The organism is Streptomyces sp. NBC_01808, from assembly GCF_035917395.1.
In the GTDB taxonomy this organism is placed as follows: domain Bacteria; phylum Actinomycetota; class Actinomycetes; order Streptomycetales; family Streptomycetaceae; genus Streptomyces.
The window spans coordinates 7,698,081-7,712,307 of sequence record NZ_CP109072.1 but is presented as its reverse complement, the minus strand read 5'-3'; the positions used below and the strand labels follow the sequence as shown (position 1 = coordinate 7,712,307).

12 protein-coding genes are annotated in these 14,227 nt (G+C 73.7%); 8 read left to right on the top strand and 4 right to left on the bottom strand.

Annotation, left to right across the window (positions count from 1 at the left end):
• Positions 1 to 77 precede the first annotated feature (77 nt).
• Genes OG946_RS33850 through OG946_RS33835 form a run of 4 tightly spaced genes read right to left on the bottom strand, consistent with a single transcriptional unit; the run spans position 78 to position 5,586 of the window.
• Positions 78 to 2,516, bottom strand: a complete 2,439-nt coding sequence (locus OG946_RS33850; protein WP_326799754.1) for a beta-glucosidase — start codon at positions 2,514 to 2,516, stop codon at positions 78 to 80.
• On the bottom strand, positions 2,513 to 3,331 hold the full coding sequence (locus OG946_RS33845) for a carbohydrate ABC transporter permease (protein ID WP_326799753.1): 819 nt from the start codon (positions 3,329 to 3,331) through the stop codon (positions 2,513 to 2,515). Before OG946_RS33845 ends, OG946_RS33850 begins: the two co-directional genes overlap by 4 nt.
• Entirely contained in the window at positions 3,331 to 4,278 is a 948-nt protein-coding gene (locus tag OG946_RS33840) for a carbohydrate ABC transporter permease (protein WP_326799752.1), read from the bottom strand. The genes OG946_RS33845 and OG946_RS33840 overlap by 1 nt, the downstream gene beginning before the upstream one ends.
• Before the next feature lie 6 nt (positions 4,279 to 4,284).
• Positions 4,285 to 5,586 (bottom strand): ABC transporter substrate-binding protein, encoded by a 1,302-nt coding sequence (locus tag OG946_RS33835; RefSeq protein WP_326799751.1) that lies wholly within the window; start codon positions 5,584 to 5,586, stop codon positions 4,285 to 4,287.
• Positions 5,587 to 5,727: 141 nt separating this feature from the next.
• Between OG946_RS33835 and OG946_RS33830 the strand changes: the two genes are divergently transcribed.
• From OG946_RS33830 to OG946_RS33795, 8 genes are all read left to right on the top strand, one after another.
• On the top strand, positions 5,728 to 6,762 hold the full coding sequence (locus tag OG946_RS33830) for a LacI family DNA-binding transcriptional regulator (protein ID WP_326799750.1): 1,035 nt from the start codon (positions 5,728 to 5,730) through the stop codon (positions 6,760 to 6,762).
• Between the two features lie 187 nt (positions 6,763 to 6,949).
• Positions 6,950 to 7,915 carry a pectate lyase family protein gene (locus tag OG946_RS33825; RefSeq protein ID WP_326799749.1) on the top strand — a complete coding sequence of 322 codons (966 nt, stop codon included), beginning with the start codon at positions 6,950 to 6,952 and terminating at the stop codon, positions 7,913 to 7,915.
• A gap of 291 nt (positions 7,916 to 8,206) precedes the next feature.
• Positions 8,207 to 9,340 (top strand): PQQ-dependent sugar dehydrogenase, encoded by a 1,134-nt coding sequence (locus OG946_RS33820; protein ID WP_326799748.1) that lies wholly within the window; start codon positions 8,207 to 8,209, stop codon positions 9,338 to 9,340.
• A 97-nt stretch (positions 9,341 to 9,437) separates the two neighbouring features.
• Positions 9,438 to 10,370: an SDR family oxidoreductase gene (locus OG946_RS33815; protein WP_326799747.1), complete on the top strand. Its 933-nt coding sequence runs from the start codon at positions 9,438 to 9,440 to the stop codon at positions 10,368 to 10,370.
• Positions 10,367 to 10,906 (top strand): carboxymuconolactone decarboxylase family protein, encoded by a 540-nt coding sequence (locus OG946_RS33810; protein ID WP_326799746.1) that lies wholly within the window; start codon positions 10,367 to 10,369, stop codon positions 10,904 to 10,906. The genes OG946_RS33815 and OG946_RS33810 overlap by 4 nt, the downstream gene beginning before the upstream one ends.
• Positions 10,907 to 11,219: 313 nt before the next feature.
• The gene (locus OG946_RS33805) at positions 11,220 to 12,626 is read left to right on the top strand and encodes a sulfatase family protein (RefSeq protein ID WP_326799745.1); all 1,407 of its coding nucleotides are present in this window, start codon (positions 11,220 to 11,222) and stop codon (positions 12,624 to 12,626) included.
• Between the two features lie 39 nt (positions 12,627 to 12,665).
• Positions 12,666 to 13,199 carry a winged helix-turn-helix domain-containing protein gene (locus OG946_RS33800; protein WP_326799744.1) on the top strand — a complete coding sequence of 178 codons (534 nt, stop codon included), beginning with the start codon at positions 12,666 to 12,668 and terminating at the stop codon, positions 13,197 to 13,199.
• Positions 13,200 to 13,257: 58 nt separating this feature from the next.
• Positions 13,258 to 14,190: an LLM class flavin-dependent oxidoreductase gene (locus OG946_RS33795; protein ID WP_326799743.1), complete on the top strand. Its 933-nt coding sequence runs from the start codon at positions 13,258 to 13,260 to the stop codon at positions 14,188 to 14,190.
• Positions 14,191 to 14,227: the final 37 nt, after the last annotated feature.

Here is a 14,227-nt window from a genome sequence, read left to right as displayed (position 1 = left end):
TCGGCGCGCCGCACCGGACCGGGAGGAGCCCGGTGCGGCGCGCCCGCCCGGCCGGCGGCCGGGCTGTCAGGGGGCTCTCACCCGCCGTGCGGCTCGCCGTCCGGCGCCGCGGCCGGGGTGCCCGGGTCCCGGTGCGGGTCGAACTCGGCGTGCATCCTGCGGGTGTGGTCCACGTACCGCGGCGGGCCGGTCAGCGTCACCTCCGCGGTGAGCCGCGGCGCCGCGCTCGACGCGGAGAGCCGCAGCTCCAGCGCGCCCGGCTCCACCACCCGGCGCCCGTCGCGGCCGGTGAACGACGCCACGTCGGCCGGCACGACGGCCCGTACCCGGCGCTCCTCCCCCGGGCGCAGCGCCACCCGGGCGTAGCCGACGAGGCGCTGCACGGGCTGCACGACGGAGGCCACGGGGTCGTGCAGATAGAGCTGGACGACCTCGGTGCCGTCCCGCCCGCCGGTGTTGCGGAGGGTGAACGACAGCGCGAACTCGCCGTCGGTGGCGCACTCGTGGGCCGCCACCTCCAGTCCTGACCAGGCGAAGGTCGTGTACGAGAGCCCGTGGCCGAACGCGAACGCCGCGGTCGGGTCGATGTTGGACACCTCGTTCGCCTGGCCCAGCCGGGGTGCGAGGTACGTCGTCGGCTGCGCCCCCGGGCCGCGCGGCACGCTGACGGGCAGCCGGCCCGACGGGTTCGTCCGCCCGCCGAGCACGCCGGCCACGGCCGTCATGCCCTCCTCGCCCGGGAAGAAGGACTGCACGATCGCGGCCGCCTCGTCCGCCGCCCGCCCGAGCGCGTACGGGCGCCCGGCCAGCAGCACGGGCACCACCGGGGTCCCGCTGTCCAGCAGGGCGTCGAGCAGGTCCTGCTGGACGCCGGGCAGCGCCAGCGACTCCGCGTCGCAGCCCTCGCCGCTGGTGCCGCGGCCGAAGAGCCCGGCGCGGTCGCCGAGCGCCGCGATCACGACGTCGGCCGCGCGGGCGGCCCGTACCGCCCCGGCGATGCCGTCCGTCTCCGGGCCGTCGACGGAGCAGCCGGCGGCGACGGTGACGGTGGCGTCCGGGAACTCCCGGCGCAGCGCCTCGTGGAGCGTGGGCAGCCCGATCCCGACCGGGGTCGCGGGGTGCTTGACGCCGACGTGGACGGGGAACGAGTAGCAGCCGAGGACGGCGTGCGGCTCCTCGGCGTTGGGGCCGACGAGGGCGATACGGCGCGGGCGGTGCAGCGGCAGGGTGCCGTCGTTGGCGAGGAGCACCACGGCCTGCTCGGCGACCTCGCGGGCCAGCTCCCTGTTGCCGGCGGAGTCCAGGTCCACGGTGCCGCGCACCGCGTCCGGTTCCGCTCCCGCGCCCGCGTCCGCCAGCGCTTCCGGCACCGGCGACCAGCCGGGGTCCAGCAGTCCCAGCCGGACCTTCTGCGTCAGCACCCGGCGCAGCGCGCGGTCGACCAGGCCCTCGTCGACCCGCCCGTCCGCGAGCGCCGCGAGCAGCGGCGGCCCGAAGGTCTTGACCGTCGGCAGCTCCACGTCCACCCCGGCCGCGAGCGCGGCGCCGGCGGCGCCGGCCCAGTCGCCGGCCACGCCGTGCAGCGTACGGAGGAACGAGATGCCGAAGTAGTCGGCCACGACGGTGCCTTCGAAGCCCCAGGTGTCCCGCAGCAGCCCGGTCAGCAGCGACGCGTCGGCCGCGGAGGGCACGCCGTCGGTGTCGGTGTACGAGCTCATCACCGACCCCACACCGCTCTCCCGCAGCGCCATCTCGAACGGCGGCAGCAGCACGTCCGCGCGCTCGCGCTCGCCCACGGGTACCGGCGCGAGGTTGCGCCCGGCGCGGGAGGCGGAGTAGCCGACGAAGTGCTTGAGGGTGGCGAGGACGCCGGCTGACTGCAGGCCCTGGATATACGCGGTGGCCACCGTGCCGACGAGGTACGGATCCTCGCCGATGGTCTCCTCCACCCGGCCCCAGCGCGCGTCGCGTACGACGTCCAGGACCGGCGCGAGCCCCTGGTGGACGCCCACGGCCCGCATGTCCCGGCCGATCGCCGCGGCCATCCGCCGCACCAGCGCCGGGTCGAACGTCGCGCCCCACGACAGCGGCACGGGGTACGCGGTCGCGCCCCAGGTCGCGAAGCCGGCCAGGCACTCCTCGTGGGCGACGGCCGGGATGCCGAAGCGCCCGGCGGCCACGACCCGCTCCTGGGTGCGCTGCAGCGACAGCGCGCCGAGCGCGGGGTCGACGGGCGCGGTGCCGAACGGCCGCGTCAACTGGCCGAGCCCTGCGGGCAGCAGCGCGCCGAGGTCGACGGCCTCCTCCATCTCGTGCTGGTACGGCGCCACTTCGCCGCCTTCTGCGGAGGCGCCGACCCAGACCCCGAAGAGCTGGGCGACCTTCTCCTCCACGCTCATGGCGGCGATCAGCGCCGCCACGCGGGTGCCGATGTCGTGTGCGGGGTCGTTCCACACGGGGGTGGCCGTGTCCGGGGCGTCTGCCCGGGGTGTCTCTACTGCCACGTTCGCGGTCACTTTCCTCCGACGCCCATGAGGCCCTGGACCAGGGCACGCCGGGCGAACAGGTAGACGAGCAGGACGGGAATCATCGACAGGACCACGGCGGCCAGCAGCCCGGGCGCGTCGATGCCGCGCTCGGTCTGGAAGTTGTAGAGGCCGAGCGTGATCACCTTGGTGGATTCGGACTGGGTCAGGACGAGCGGGAACAGAAAGCCGTTCCACGCCTGGAGGGCGGAGAAGACCACGATGGTCGCGAGCCCGCCCCGGGAGAGCGGGAGCACCAGCTGGAAGAACATCCGCCGGGGGCTGGCGCCGTCCATGGCCATGGCCTCGAACAGCTCCCTGGAGATGTCGCGCATGGTGCCGCTGAGGATCAGCGCGGAGACGGGCAGGCAGAAGGCGGCCGTGGGCAGGATGACGCCGATGAGGTTGTCGTAGAGCCCGGCCTCACTGATGAGGTAGAACATCGGGACGATCACGGCCTGCAGCGGGATGGCCAGGCCCAGCAGGAAGAGCCGGAAGACGCCGGTGGTGACCGGGCCGCGGCTGCGCACGATGGCGTACGACAGCGGCGGCACGAGCAGCAGCACGATGCCGACGACGCAGACGGTGACGAGCAGGGTGTTGAGGAAGTACCTGCCGAAGCCGGTGTCGAAGGCGCCCGTGAAGTTGCCGAAGGTGATGTCGTCGGGGAAGCCGAGCGGCCCGCCCTGGGCGAAGTCCTGCCGGGTCTGCAGCGTCGCCGTGATCATGACGTACAGCGGCAGGGCGATGAGGAGGAGCCAGACCAGCGAGCCGGCACCGGCGAGGTAGTGGGGACGACGCCTCATCACAGGCCCTCCGTGGTGCCGCGCATCTTGTCGTAGCCGGACAGCCGCACCATGATCAGCGAGATGACCGTCGCCGCCGCGACCAGGACGACCGCGATGGCCGCGCCGGCGCCGTAGTCGAAGCTCTTGAAGGCCCGTTCGTACATGTAGTAAGCGCTGATGGTGGTGTCGGTGCCCGGGCCGCCCTGGGTGAGGATCAGGACGGTCTCGAAGGTGGTGAGCCCGCCGACGACCATGAGGATCGTCGACGTCATGATCGCGTTGCGCAGTTGCGGCAGCGTGACGTGGAAGAACTGGCGGTAGCGCCCGGCTCCGTCGATCTCCGCCGCCTGGTAGAGCACGGGCGGGACGGCTCGCGCCGCGCCCTGGTAGATCAGGGTGTGGAACGGGGTGAACTGCCAGGTGCTGACAAAGGCCAGGACGCCGATCGCGGTCGCCTGCTCACCGAAGAGGTTGCCGTCCCCGAAGAGCCAGGTGGCCTCGGCGGGCACGCCGAAGTTGGGGTCGAGCAGGGCGCGCCAGACGACGGAGACGGCGGTGGCGGACAGCAGCAGCGGGACGAAGTAGATGGCCGAGAGCACCGCGCGGTTCTTCTGGTGGCCCGCCGCCCAGACGCCGAGCATGACGCTCAGCGGCGTCTGGATCGCCACGCCGAGCCCGGTGAGCAGCAGGCTCAGCCAGATGCTCTTGATCATCACGGGGTCGTCGAGGACCCGCCTCCAGTTGTCGAGCCCGGTGAACTCCGGGTCGCCGATGCCGTCCCAGGCCATGAAGGACAGCACCACGACCATGAGCAGCGGTATGACGGCGAAGGCGGCGAAGAACAGCGTGGCGGGGGCCGCCCAGAGAAAACCCGGGCGGCCCACGTCGGCCACGTTCGTGGTCCGCGTCCGGCGCCGCTCCTTGACCGGGGCGGCGGGACGGACGCGCGTCATCTGTGTGGTCATGGGTCGTCAGGACGTCGGGAGGGCCTGCATGGCGGAGATGAAGCCGTCCTCGTCGAGCTGTCCGTTGAAGAACTGCTGGACGGCCTTGTGCATGTCGGTAGCGGCGGCCTGCGGATATGCCTGGTCCCAGGAGAGCTGGAAGTGCGGTGCCTTCTCGACCAGGTCGTACTGGAACTTCGAGTACTCGGGGCTCGCCGCCTCGTCGAGGAATTCCGCGGTGTTGGTCGTGGTCGGCAGGTTGCCGATGGACAACTGGTCCTTGACGAACTGGTCGGAGTACATGAGCTTCAGGAACTCCGCGATGGCCTCGGGGTGTTCGGCCTTCTTCATCACCGAGTAGTAGTTGTTGGTGTTGCCCGCGAGGTTCGCCGGGTCGCCCTTGCCGCCGTCGACGGACGGGAAGGCGCTGTAGCCGAGGTCCTCGGCGGCGAAGGTCTCGTCCAGGCTCTGCTGGGTGGAGTAGTACCAGGAGCCCATCAGCTCGAAGCCCGCCTTGCCCGTGGAGACGAGCTGGGGGGAACCGTCGTTGGTGAACTTCACCGAGTCGTACGTGTCGCCGAACGCGCCGGCGTCGACGAGTTCGCGGATCATGCCGAGCGCCCGCCGGCTGTCGTCGCTCGCCCACGCCTCCTTGTCGCCGTCCAGCGCCTGCTGGAACAACTCGGGTCCCGCGATGCGGTCGTAGAGGTACTGGAACCACATCTGGGTGGGCCACATGTCACCGCCGCCGAGCGCGATGGGGGTGACGCCGGCGTCCTTCAGCTCCGCCACCGCTGCCAGCAGGTCGTCCCAGGTCTCGGGCGGGTCCACGCCGGCGTCGGCCAGCACCTTCTTGTTGTGGAAGAGCATCACCGGCTGCGTGCCGCGCATCGGGACGCCGTACGCCTTGCCGTCCACCACCGAGGCGTCGAAGACCGAGGGCAGGAAGTTGTCCTTCAGGCCCGGGTCCTTCTTGATGAAGTCGTCCAGCGGCAGCAGGAGGTCGGCGTCGACGAACGGCTTGATGCTGCCGCCGCCCCAGTGGAAGAAGACGTCGGGGGCCTGCGGGGTGCTGATGATCGTCTGCAGCTTCTGCTGGTAGTCGGCGCCCGGGATGGTGTCCAGACGGGCCTTGACCTCGGACGTCTTGTTGAACTCGTCGACGAGCTTCTTCTCCACCTTGTTGGTGGCGTCGCCGTAGACGAGGACGGTGAACTCGTTCTCGCCGGAGGCCGATCCGCCGTCGTCGCCGCAGGCCGCCAGGGTCAGCGTGAGCCCCAGCGCCACGCCGCCGGCGAGTATGCGGGGCATCCGCCTTCGAGTCTTCATACGTACGCCTCTCGAAAATTTCGTCCCGATTACCGAAAGTCGATGTAGGGCTGGACAGTAGGCGAGCGACCGCAGACGGTCAACGGGCCTGCGGCCGCGCGACCAAACCGTTACCGCTGACCGTGCCTTATCCTTCGAACCATGCGTGAAGACGACGACGTGGACGGCCGCGTGACCCTGGCCGAGGTGGCGACCCAGGCCGGGGTGTCCCTCTCGACGGTTTCGAAAGTTCTCAATGGGCGATCCGATGTCTCTCGGCCCACGCGCACGAAAGTCGAGCAACTGCTGGAGACCCACGGCTACCGCCGCCGGGCCCAGGCCGCCCCACAGGCGCCGCTCATCGAGCTGGTCTTCCACGAGCTGGAGAGCGTCTGGGCGATGGAGCTGATCCGCGGCGTGGAGAACGTCGCCAAGCAGAACCACGCGAGCGTCGTCCTCACCGAGAGCGGTACGCGGCACGCGCCGGACCCCGACTGGATCGAGGGCGTCCTGCGCCGCCGCCCGCTGGGCGTGGTGCTCGTCTTCTCCACGCTGCCCGACCGGGTGAAGAAGCAGCTGCGCTCGCGCGCCATCCCGTTCGTCATCGTCGACCCGGCGGGCGACCCCGAGCCCGACGTGCCCTCCGTCGGCTCCGCCAACTGGTCCGGCGGCATGGCCGCCACCCGCCACCTCATCGAGCGCGGCCACCGGCGGATCGCCATCATCACGGGCCCCGAGGACATGATGTGCTCCCTCGCCCGGCTCGACGGCTACCGCTCGGCGATGGCCATGGCCGGACTCGACGTCGACCCGGCGCAGGTCCGCTTCGGCGACTTCCACGTCCAGGGCGGCTTCGACCACGCCATGGAGCTCCTCGACGGGCCCGGCCGGCCCACCGCCGTGTTCGCCGGCAGCGACCTCCAGGCACTCGGGGTGCTGGAGGCGGCCCGGCTGAAGGGGCTGAGCGTGCCGGACGAGCTGTCCGTCGTCGGCTACGACGACGTGCCCCTGGCCCAGTGGTCCAGCCCCGCGCTCACCACCGTCCACCAGCCGCTGCGGCAGATGGCGGAGGAGGCGGCGCAGATGCTGCTGCGGCCGCGCGAGCCCGGCAAGGGGGCGCTGCGCATGGAGCTGGCCACCCGGCTGGTGGTACGGCAGAGCACCGCGGCGCCGGCGGAGCCGCCGGCCGGCCCGTAGGGGCGCCGGGCCCTCCGCTTCCCGGCCCTGCCCGAAGTCCCGTACGACGCCCGGGGCTTCGCACCTCCGTTCCGGTACCGCGAGCGGCAACCTCCCGCCGTCCGGCGGCAACCCACGGCCGGAGCGTGCCGCCGCCACGCGGGCGCGCATCCCCCCACCCGCACACGTACCGGACGGAGAGCAGCACATGCGCACGCACAGGAGGAAGCCCCGCACCATGTCCGTCGTCGCCACCGCGACGGCCACCGCAGCCGCCACCGCCGCCCTGCTGGTCCCGGGCGCGCTGGCCGACGACGCCGCCCCGGCCGCGGCCGCCCCGATCGGCTTCGGCGCCGGCACCACCGGCGGGGCCGGCGGTCCGACCGTGAGGGTGTCGGACGCGGCCGCGTTCACCGCCGCGGTGCAGAGCGACGGACCGCGGATCGTCCAGGTCGACGGCACCATCCAGCTCGGCGGCATGACCAAGGTCGCGTCCGACAAGACCGTCGTCGGCGTCGGCGGCAACGGCCGCATCACCGGCGGCGGCGGACTGAACATCAGCGAGGTCAGCAACGTCATCGTGCAGAACCTGACGATCTCGGGCAGCGACGACGACAACGTCAACGTCCAGTACTCCACGGACGTCTGGCTGGACCACAACACGCTGACGGACGCGAACGACGGCAACCTGGACATCAAGCGCGCGTCGAACGACATCACGGTCTCGTGGAACCGCTTCCACGGCCAGGACAAGAACGCGCTGCTCGGCCACAGCGACTCCAACGCCGGCGAGGACGCCGACGCCCTGCACGTCACGTACGCCTTCAACTGGTTCGACGGCACCAACCAGCGCAACCCGCGGGTCCGCTTCGGCAACCCGGTGCACGTGCTCAACAACTACTACGACGACATCGGCTCGTACGGCGTCGCCTCCACCGAGGACGCCGGCGTGCTGATCGAGGGCAACTACTTCGAGAACACCGAGGACCCGTTCCACCTCGGCGAGGCCAGCTCAGGACCCGGCACCATCGAGGCCCGCGGCAACCACTTCCAGAACTCCGGCACCGGTGAGGCCGGCGGGTCCGTCGCGGACATCCCGTACAGCTATTCCGTGCAGCCCGCGCAGGGCGTCAAGAGCACCGTGACCGGCGGCGCCGGCGCCGGGAAGCTCTGAGAGACGGCGCCGCGCGCCGCGGCGGACCGCGGGACACGTCCTGCCCCTCCCGCGGTGCGAAGTCCCCCGCGGCGCGCGGCGCTTCACCGCCGTAGGCGCCGCCGTCCGGCTCCCCGGCACCCGCCCGGCGGGGCGGACGGCGGCCCGGACTCCCCTCCCCCGGGGCGAGGTTGCGGTATTCAACGGGAACGGCGCGCGGGTTATCCTCCTGCGCACCAGGGGTATCGCCCCGGCCGTGCGAGCGCACGCACCGTTCCCCCACACCCTCGACCCCACCCCAGGAGGGTCACCATGAGAGTGCGTACCATCTCGGCGATCGCCGCCGGGTTCTGCCTCGCCGTCTCCGGCGTCGCCCTCTCCGCGGCCAGCGCGGACCCGCCCGCGAAGTCCGGGCAGGCGGCGGTCGAGCTGACCACCGTGGCCGAGGCGAAGAACCCGAGCGCCGGCACCGCGGGCCCCGGTGACACGGTCTGGATCGCCGAACGCGCCGGCACCGTCCGCGTCCTCACCGACTCCGGCCTCGGCGAGCCCGTGCTGGACATCTCGGGCGACACGACGACCGACGGCGAACGCGGGCTGCTCAGCATCGCCTTCGACCCGGAGTTCGAGCACTTCTACGTCTCCTTCACGGACCGGGAGGGCACCAGCACGGTCGACGAGTTCGCCGTCGCCGACGGCGAACTCGACCCGGGCTCGCGGCGCACCGTCCTCACCCAGGAGCAGCCGTACGCCAACCACAACGGCGGCCAGATCGCCTTCGGCCCCGACGGGATGCTGTACATCGCCCTCGGCGACGGCGGCGCGGGCGGCGACCCGCACGACTACGGCCAGAACCTGAACACCCTGCTCGGCAAGCTGCTGCGGATCGACCCGGGCGGCGGCGACCCGTACGCGATCCCCGAGGACAACCCCTTCGTGGACGACGCCGGCGCACGGGACGAGATCTGGGCGTACGGGCTGCGCAACCCGTGGCGGTTCTCCTTCGACGCCGAGACCGGCGACCTGTGGATCGGCGACGTCGGGCAGAACCGGGTCGAGGAGATCGACTACGCCCCGGCCGACAGCCCCGGCGGCGAGAACTACGGCTGGGGCCGGATGGAGGGCTCGGAGGTCTTCGACGGCGAGGAGCCGGCGAACCACGTGCCCCCGGTGCACGAGTACGGCCGCGACGGGCTCGGCTGCTCGGTCACCGGCGGCTTCGTCTACCGCGGCGAGGCGATCCCGGACCTGGCGGGCCGGTACCTGTTCAGCGACTACTGCGACGGCACCGTCCGCGCGCTCGCCGCCGCTGACACCGAGGTCACCGGCGAGAGCGACCTCGGTGTCAGCGGCGGCGAGGTGATCTCCTTCGTCCAGGGCGGCGACGGGGAGCTGTACGTGCTGGACCTCGGCGGGCCGGTCCAGCGGCTGGACCCGGCCGCGTAGCACCGGCGACCCCGCGGGCCGCCGCAGCGCGGCCCGCGGGCACCGGTGGCCGCTCGCCCCATTCCGGTCGCGGGCGCGGGACGTTACCGTGCGGTAGATGAAGCGACCGGGGCTCAGTGACCTGACGGGACGGCGGATCTTCGTCACCGGCGCGGCGGGCGGCATCGGCCGCGCCACCGCCGCTTTGGCCGCGGACCGCGGCGCGGAGCTGTTCCTCACCGACCTGGACGGGGACCGCCTCGACGCCACCGCCGCGCGGATACGCGCCCGGGGCGGGACCGTGCGCTACGCGGGCGCCGCCGACATCGCCGACCTCGACGCCGTACGGGCCGTGGCCGACGGCGTGCACGCCGCGGCGGACGGGCCGATGGACGTGGTGATGAACATCGCCGGGATCTCGGCGTGGGGCACGGTGGAGCATCTGGAGCACCGGCACTGGCGCGCCATGGTCGAGGTCAACCTGATGGGTCCCGTGCATGTCATCGAGGCGTTCGTGCCGCCGATGATCGCGGGCGGCCGCGGCGGGCACCTGGTCAACGTCTCCTCGGCGGCGGGCCTGCTCGGGCTGCCGTGGCACGCGGCGTACAGCGCGGGCAAGTTCGGGCTGCGCGGCGTCTCCGAGGTGCTCCGCTTCGACCTGCGCCGGCACGGCATCGGCGTCAGCCTGGTCTGCCCGGGCGCGGTGGACACGCCGCTGACCGAGACCGTGGAGATCGTCGGCGTGGACAAGGGGAGCAAGGCGTTCAAGCGGCTCCAGGCGGGCTTCCGCAGGCAGGCGGAGGCGCCGGAGGCGGTCGCCGGGATGATCCTCAAGGGCGTGGCACGCAACCGCTACCTGGTGCACACCTCCGGGCGGGTACGGGCCGCGCACGGGCTGCAGCGCGCGGCGCCGCCGCTGTACGCGCTGGCGATGCGGGCGATGAACTCCGCCACCCACCGGCTGCTCCGCCGCGCGGTCCTCGCCCCGCCCGAGCGGACCGCCCCGGGCGGCGACCCGAGCCCGCGGCTGGACGGGGGCGATGCGCGGTGAGCGCGCCGCGCATCGCCCCCGGCGGGCGCCGCGACGTCGGCGCGGCGACCTGGCTGCTCAGCCGTGCGGCGGGCCGCGTCGCCGGCACCCGGCCGCCCGCGCTCTTCCTCGTCCTGGGCCGGCACCGCCGGCTGTTCCGGGGCTGGCTGCGGTTCGCCGGCCGGCTGATGCCCCGCGGCACACTGCCGCGCCGGGAGACGGAGCTGGTGATCCTGCGGGTGGCGCATCTGTGCGGCTGCGCGTACGAGTTCGAGCACCACCGCAGGCTCGGCCACCGGGCCGGGCTGACCCCCGCCGACGTCGCCCGGGTCGAGGCGGGCCCCGGTGCGGACGGGTGGACGGAGCGGGAGGGCGCGCTGCTCGCCGCCGTCGACGCGCTGCACCGCGACCGGGACCTCGACGACGCGCTCTGGCGGCGGCTGCGGATCCACCTGGACGAGCAGGAGGCCATCGAACTGCTGCTGCTCGCCGGGCACTACGAGATGCTCGCCACGGCCATCGCCGCGCTGCGCCTCGCGCCGGACCCGGCCCGCTAGCGGGCCCGCCGCGACCCTCCCGTACCCCCGACCGGAGGGCGGCATTCAGCCGTTCCACAGTTTTCCGACCAATTTTCTAGGAAAACCATTGACGCAGGCCAGCGCGGTACGCAGGATGGGGGGCATGTCCTCGACGCGGGCGCTTCTCTTCCGTCGCAGGCACGTCGACTTCTGTCACGTGGCCAGCGCCGTCTGCCGTCACGGCTAGCCGCCGGACGACTTCCTCCGCACCCCTGCCCCCGCCCGCGCCGCGGCCGTCGCCGTCCGCGCGCCGGTGGGCCGGCTCCCCCTGCCCTCCGTCCTCGGGAGACCCATGTCCTCCTCGCCGTCCCGCCGCGCCTTCGGCGGACTGCTGGGCTCCGCCGCCACCGCGGCCGCCCTCGGCACCGCCGCCTCGCCCGCCGCCGCCCAGAACCCCGAAACCCCCTTCCGCGCCGCCGCCGAGCGCACGGCGCGGCGGCCCAACATCCTCTTCGTCCTCGCCGACGACCTCGGCTGGGCCGACCTCTCCAGCTACGGCTCGCCGCACATCCGCACCCCGCACCTGGACCGGCTCGCCCGCCAGGGCGTGCGGTTCACCCAGGCGTACTCGGGCTCCGCGACCTGCTCCCCGACCCGCTTCTCGCTCTACACGGGCCGGCACCCGGGCCGTACGGAAGGCGGGCTCGCCGAGCCGATCGCCGACAAGTCGGCGGGCCTGGAGCCCGGGCACCCGACGCTGGCGTCGCTGCTGCGCGACGCCGGGTACGCCACGGCGCTCATCGGCAAGTGGCACTGCGGCTACCTGCCCGACTACAGCCCCACGCGCTCCGGCTGGGACAGCTTCTTCGGCAACTTCGGCGGCGCCCTGGAGTACTACTCCAAGCTCGGCTCCGGCGGCGAGTACGACCTGTACGAGGGCGAGGTCGAATACCGCGACCTGCGCTACTACACCAGGGTGCTCACCGAGCGCGCGGTCCGGCACCTGCGCACCCGCGACCGGCAGCCGTGGCTGCTCAACCTCAACTTCACCACCCCGCACTGGCCGTGGATCGCCGACGGCGACGAGGCGGAGAGCGCGGAGATCGTCCGCCGTATCAAGGCCGGCGACCGCCGCGCCCTGTGGCACGCGGACGGCGGCTCGCTGGAGAAGTACCGCGAGATGGTCGAGGACCTCGACCGCTCCGTCGGCGAGGTGCTCGCCGCGCTGCGCGCGAGCGGCCAGGAGCGGGACACCCTGGTCGTCTTCGCCAGCGACAACGGCGGCGAGCGCTGGTCCCACCGGTGGCCGCTGTCCGGCGAGAAGGCGTCGCTGCAGGAGGGCGGGATACGCATACCGCAGATCGCCCGCTGGCCCGCGCGCCTCGACGGCGGCCAGGTCAGCCACGTGCCGCTGTACTCCCCCGACTGGACCGCCACGCTGCTGGAGCTGGGCAGCGCCCGCCCGGCCGCCTCCCACCCGCTGGACGGCCGCAGCCTCGCCGGCTACCTGCTGCGCGGCGAGGAACCGCCGGAGCGCGACCTGTTCTGGCGGGTGCGCGGCGAGCGGGCGCTGCGCCGCGGCGACTGGAAGTACCACCGCGGCAAGGACGGCGCGGACCGCCTCTTCGACCTCGCCCACGACCCGCGCGAGCGGGCCGACAAGGCGTCCGTACGACCCGAGTTGCTGGCCCGGCTGCGCACCGCGTGGGAGAAGACCGACTCCGGTCTGCTGCCGTACCCCGCGCCGGCCGCCGGCTGACCGCCCGTCCCGCTCCGACCACCAGAAGGAGACCGACCGATGACCCACTCACTCCCCGCCCCGGCAGCCGGGGGCGAAGCCGCGGGCGCCGTACGCCATCTGCGCCTGGTGCGCGAGCCCGCGCCGCACGGCGAGCGCACCGCGGACGGCAAGCCGCTCCTCGGCTACGTCGTGCTGGTGCCGCCGGGCCTCGATCCCGCGGACCTGCTGGCCGAGGGCGCCGACGCCGCGCCGCTGCAGCGGGCGCCGCAGAGCGCGGGACCGCCGGACGCGCCGCCCGGCGGCGGGCCCGTACGCATCGACGTGGAGCGGCGGGTGGCCGAGGTGGACGGGCAGCCGATGGACCTGACGTTCCTGGAGTTCGAGCTGCTCGCCCATCTCGTCGCCCACCCGCGGCGGGTGCACTCGCGCGAGTCGCTGGTGACCACCGTCTGGGGCTACAGCCACGTCGGCGACGGCCGCACGGTGGACGTCCACGTCGCGCGGCTGCGCCGCAAGCTCGGCGCGGCGCACCGGCACCGGATCGTGACGGTCCGGCGCATGGGCTACAAGTACGAGCCGGTCGAGCCCTGACGCGCCCCCGTCCCGCCCCCCGTCTCCGGTTCCCCCGATCCCGAAAGGCGAGCTCCCCATGGCCGCCCAGCTCCACCTCTCCGCAGCCCTCGACGACGCGACCGCCGACCACCGCCCCGCCGGTGCCGGCGGCGCGTGCAACCCGCCGCCGTACGCGCGCTGGACCCGGCTGGTGCACCTGGCCGAGCAGGGCGGTCTCGACTTCGTCACGCTCGACGGCGCGGGCGGCCCGGGACGGCTCGACGTACTGGCCGTGCTCGCCCGGGCGGCCGGCGCCACCAGCCGCATCGGGCTCGTCCCGGCCGTCGCGGCGCTGCCCGCGGGGCGGTTCGCGCCGCTGACGTCCGCGGCGGCGCGTATGGCCGTCGACGGCAGGGCCGGCTGGCTGGTACGGACCGCGCTGCCCGGCGAAGGCCCCTTCGGCACGCAGCCGCACGGCCGCGGCGCGTACGCCGCCGGGCCGGGCCGGCACCCCGCCGCCCGCCGCCCCCTGTCCGCGGCCCGGCTGCGCCGGCCGCACCGGCCGCACCGGCCGCCGGTAGCGGTGGTGCTCGACGTGCACGGTCCCGACCGGCGCTGGCTGCAGGCCGTCCGGCACGCCGACGTGGTGCTCCTGGACGCCGAGCACCCGGCCGCCGCCCAGGTCTGCCGCGCGGCGCTCAAGCACCAGGCGGCGGCCGCGGGCCGCGATCCGCACGCCCTGCGGGTGCTGCTGCGCCTCGGGGTCGACCTCGGCCGCGGCGGCGGGCGCGGACTGCGGCCGCGGGCGGAGACGCTGCACTTCGCCGGGCCGCCGGCCGAACTGGCCGGGCTGCTGGCGGAGTGGCACGCGGAGGGGGTGGCCGACGGGTTCCACCTGCTGCCGGCGCACGCGGCCACCGATCTGCTCGCGGTCGTGTACGGGCTGGTGCCGAAGCTGCGCGAGCGCGGGGTGTTCCGCTCCGGCTACCGCGGGCGGACGCTCCGCGAGCACCTGGCGCCGACCGCCTGACCGCCGGCCCCCGCGGGAGGACCGGGGCGCCGGCAAC

Coding starts and splice junctions, on each gene's coding strand:
- OG946_RS33830 (WP_326799750.1), top strand. CDS start 5,728: ATGCGTGAAGACGACGACGTGGACGGCCGCGTGACCCTGGCCGAGGTG.
- OG946_RS33805 (WP_326799745.1), top strand. CDS start 11,220: ATGTCCTCCTCGCCGTCCCGCCGCGCCTTCGGCGGACTGCTGGGCTCC.
- OG946_RS33825 (WP_326799749.1), top strand. CDS start 6,950: ATGCGCACGCACAGGAGGAAGCCCCGCACCATGTCCGTCGTCGCCACC.
- OG946_RS33820 (WP_326799748.1), top strand. CDS start 8,207: ATGAGAGTGCGTACCATCTCGGCGATCGCCGCCGGGTTCTGCCTCGCC.
- OG946_RS33815 (WP_326799747.1), top strand. CDS start 9,438: ATGAAGCGACCGGGGCTCAGTGACCTGACGGGACGGCGGATCTTCGTC.
- OG946_RS33795 (WP_326799743.1), top strand. CDS start 13,258: ATGGCCGCCCAGCTCCACCTCTCCGCAGCCCTCGACGACGCGACCGCC.
- OG946_RS33835 (WP_326799751.1), bottom strand. CDS start 5,586: ATGAAGACTCGAAGGCGGATGCCCCGCATACTCGCCGGCGGCGTGGCG.
- OG946_RS33845 (WP_326799753.1), bottom strand. CDS start 3,331: ATGAGGCGTCGTCCCCACTACCTCGCCGGTGCCGGCTCGCTGGTCTGG.
- OG946_RS33800 (WP_326799744.1), top strand. CDS start 12,666: ATGACCCACTCACTCCCCGCCCCGGCAGCCGGGGGCGAAGCCGCGGGC.
- OG946_RS33840 (WP_326799752.1), bottom strand. CDS start 4,278: ATGACCACACAGATGACGCGCGTCCGTCCCGCCGCCCCGGTCAAGGAG.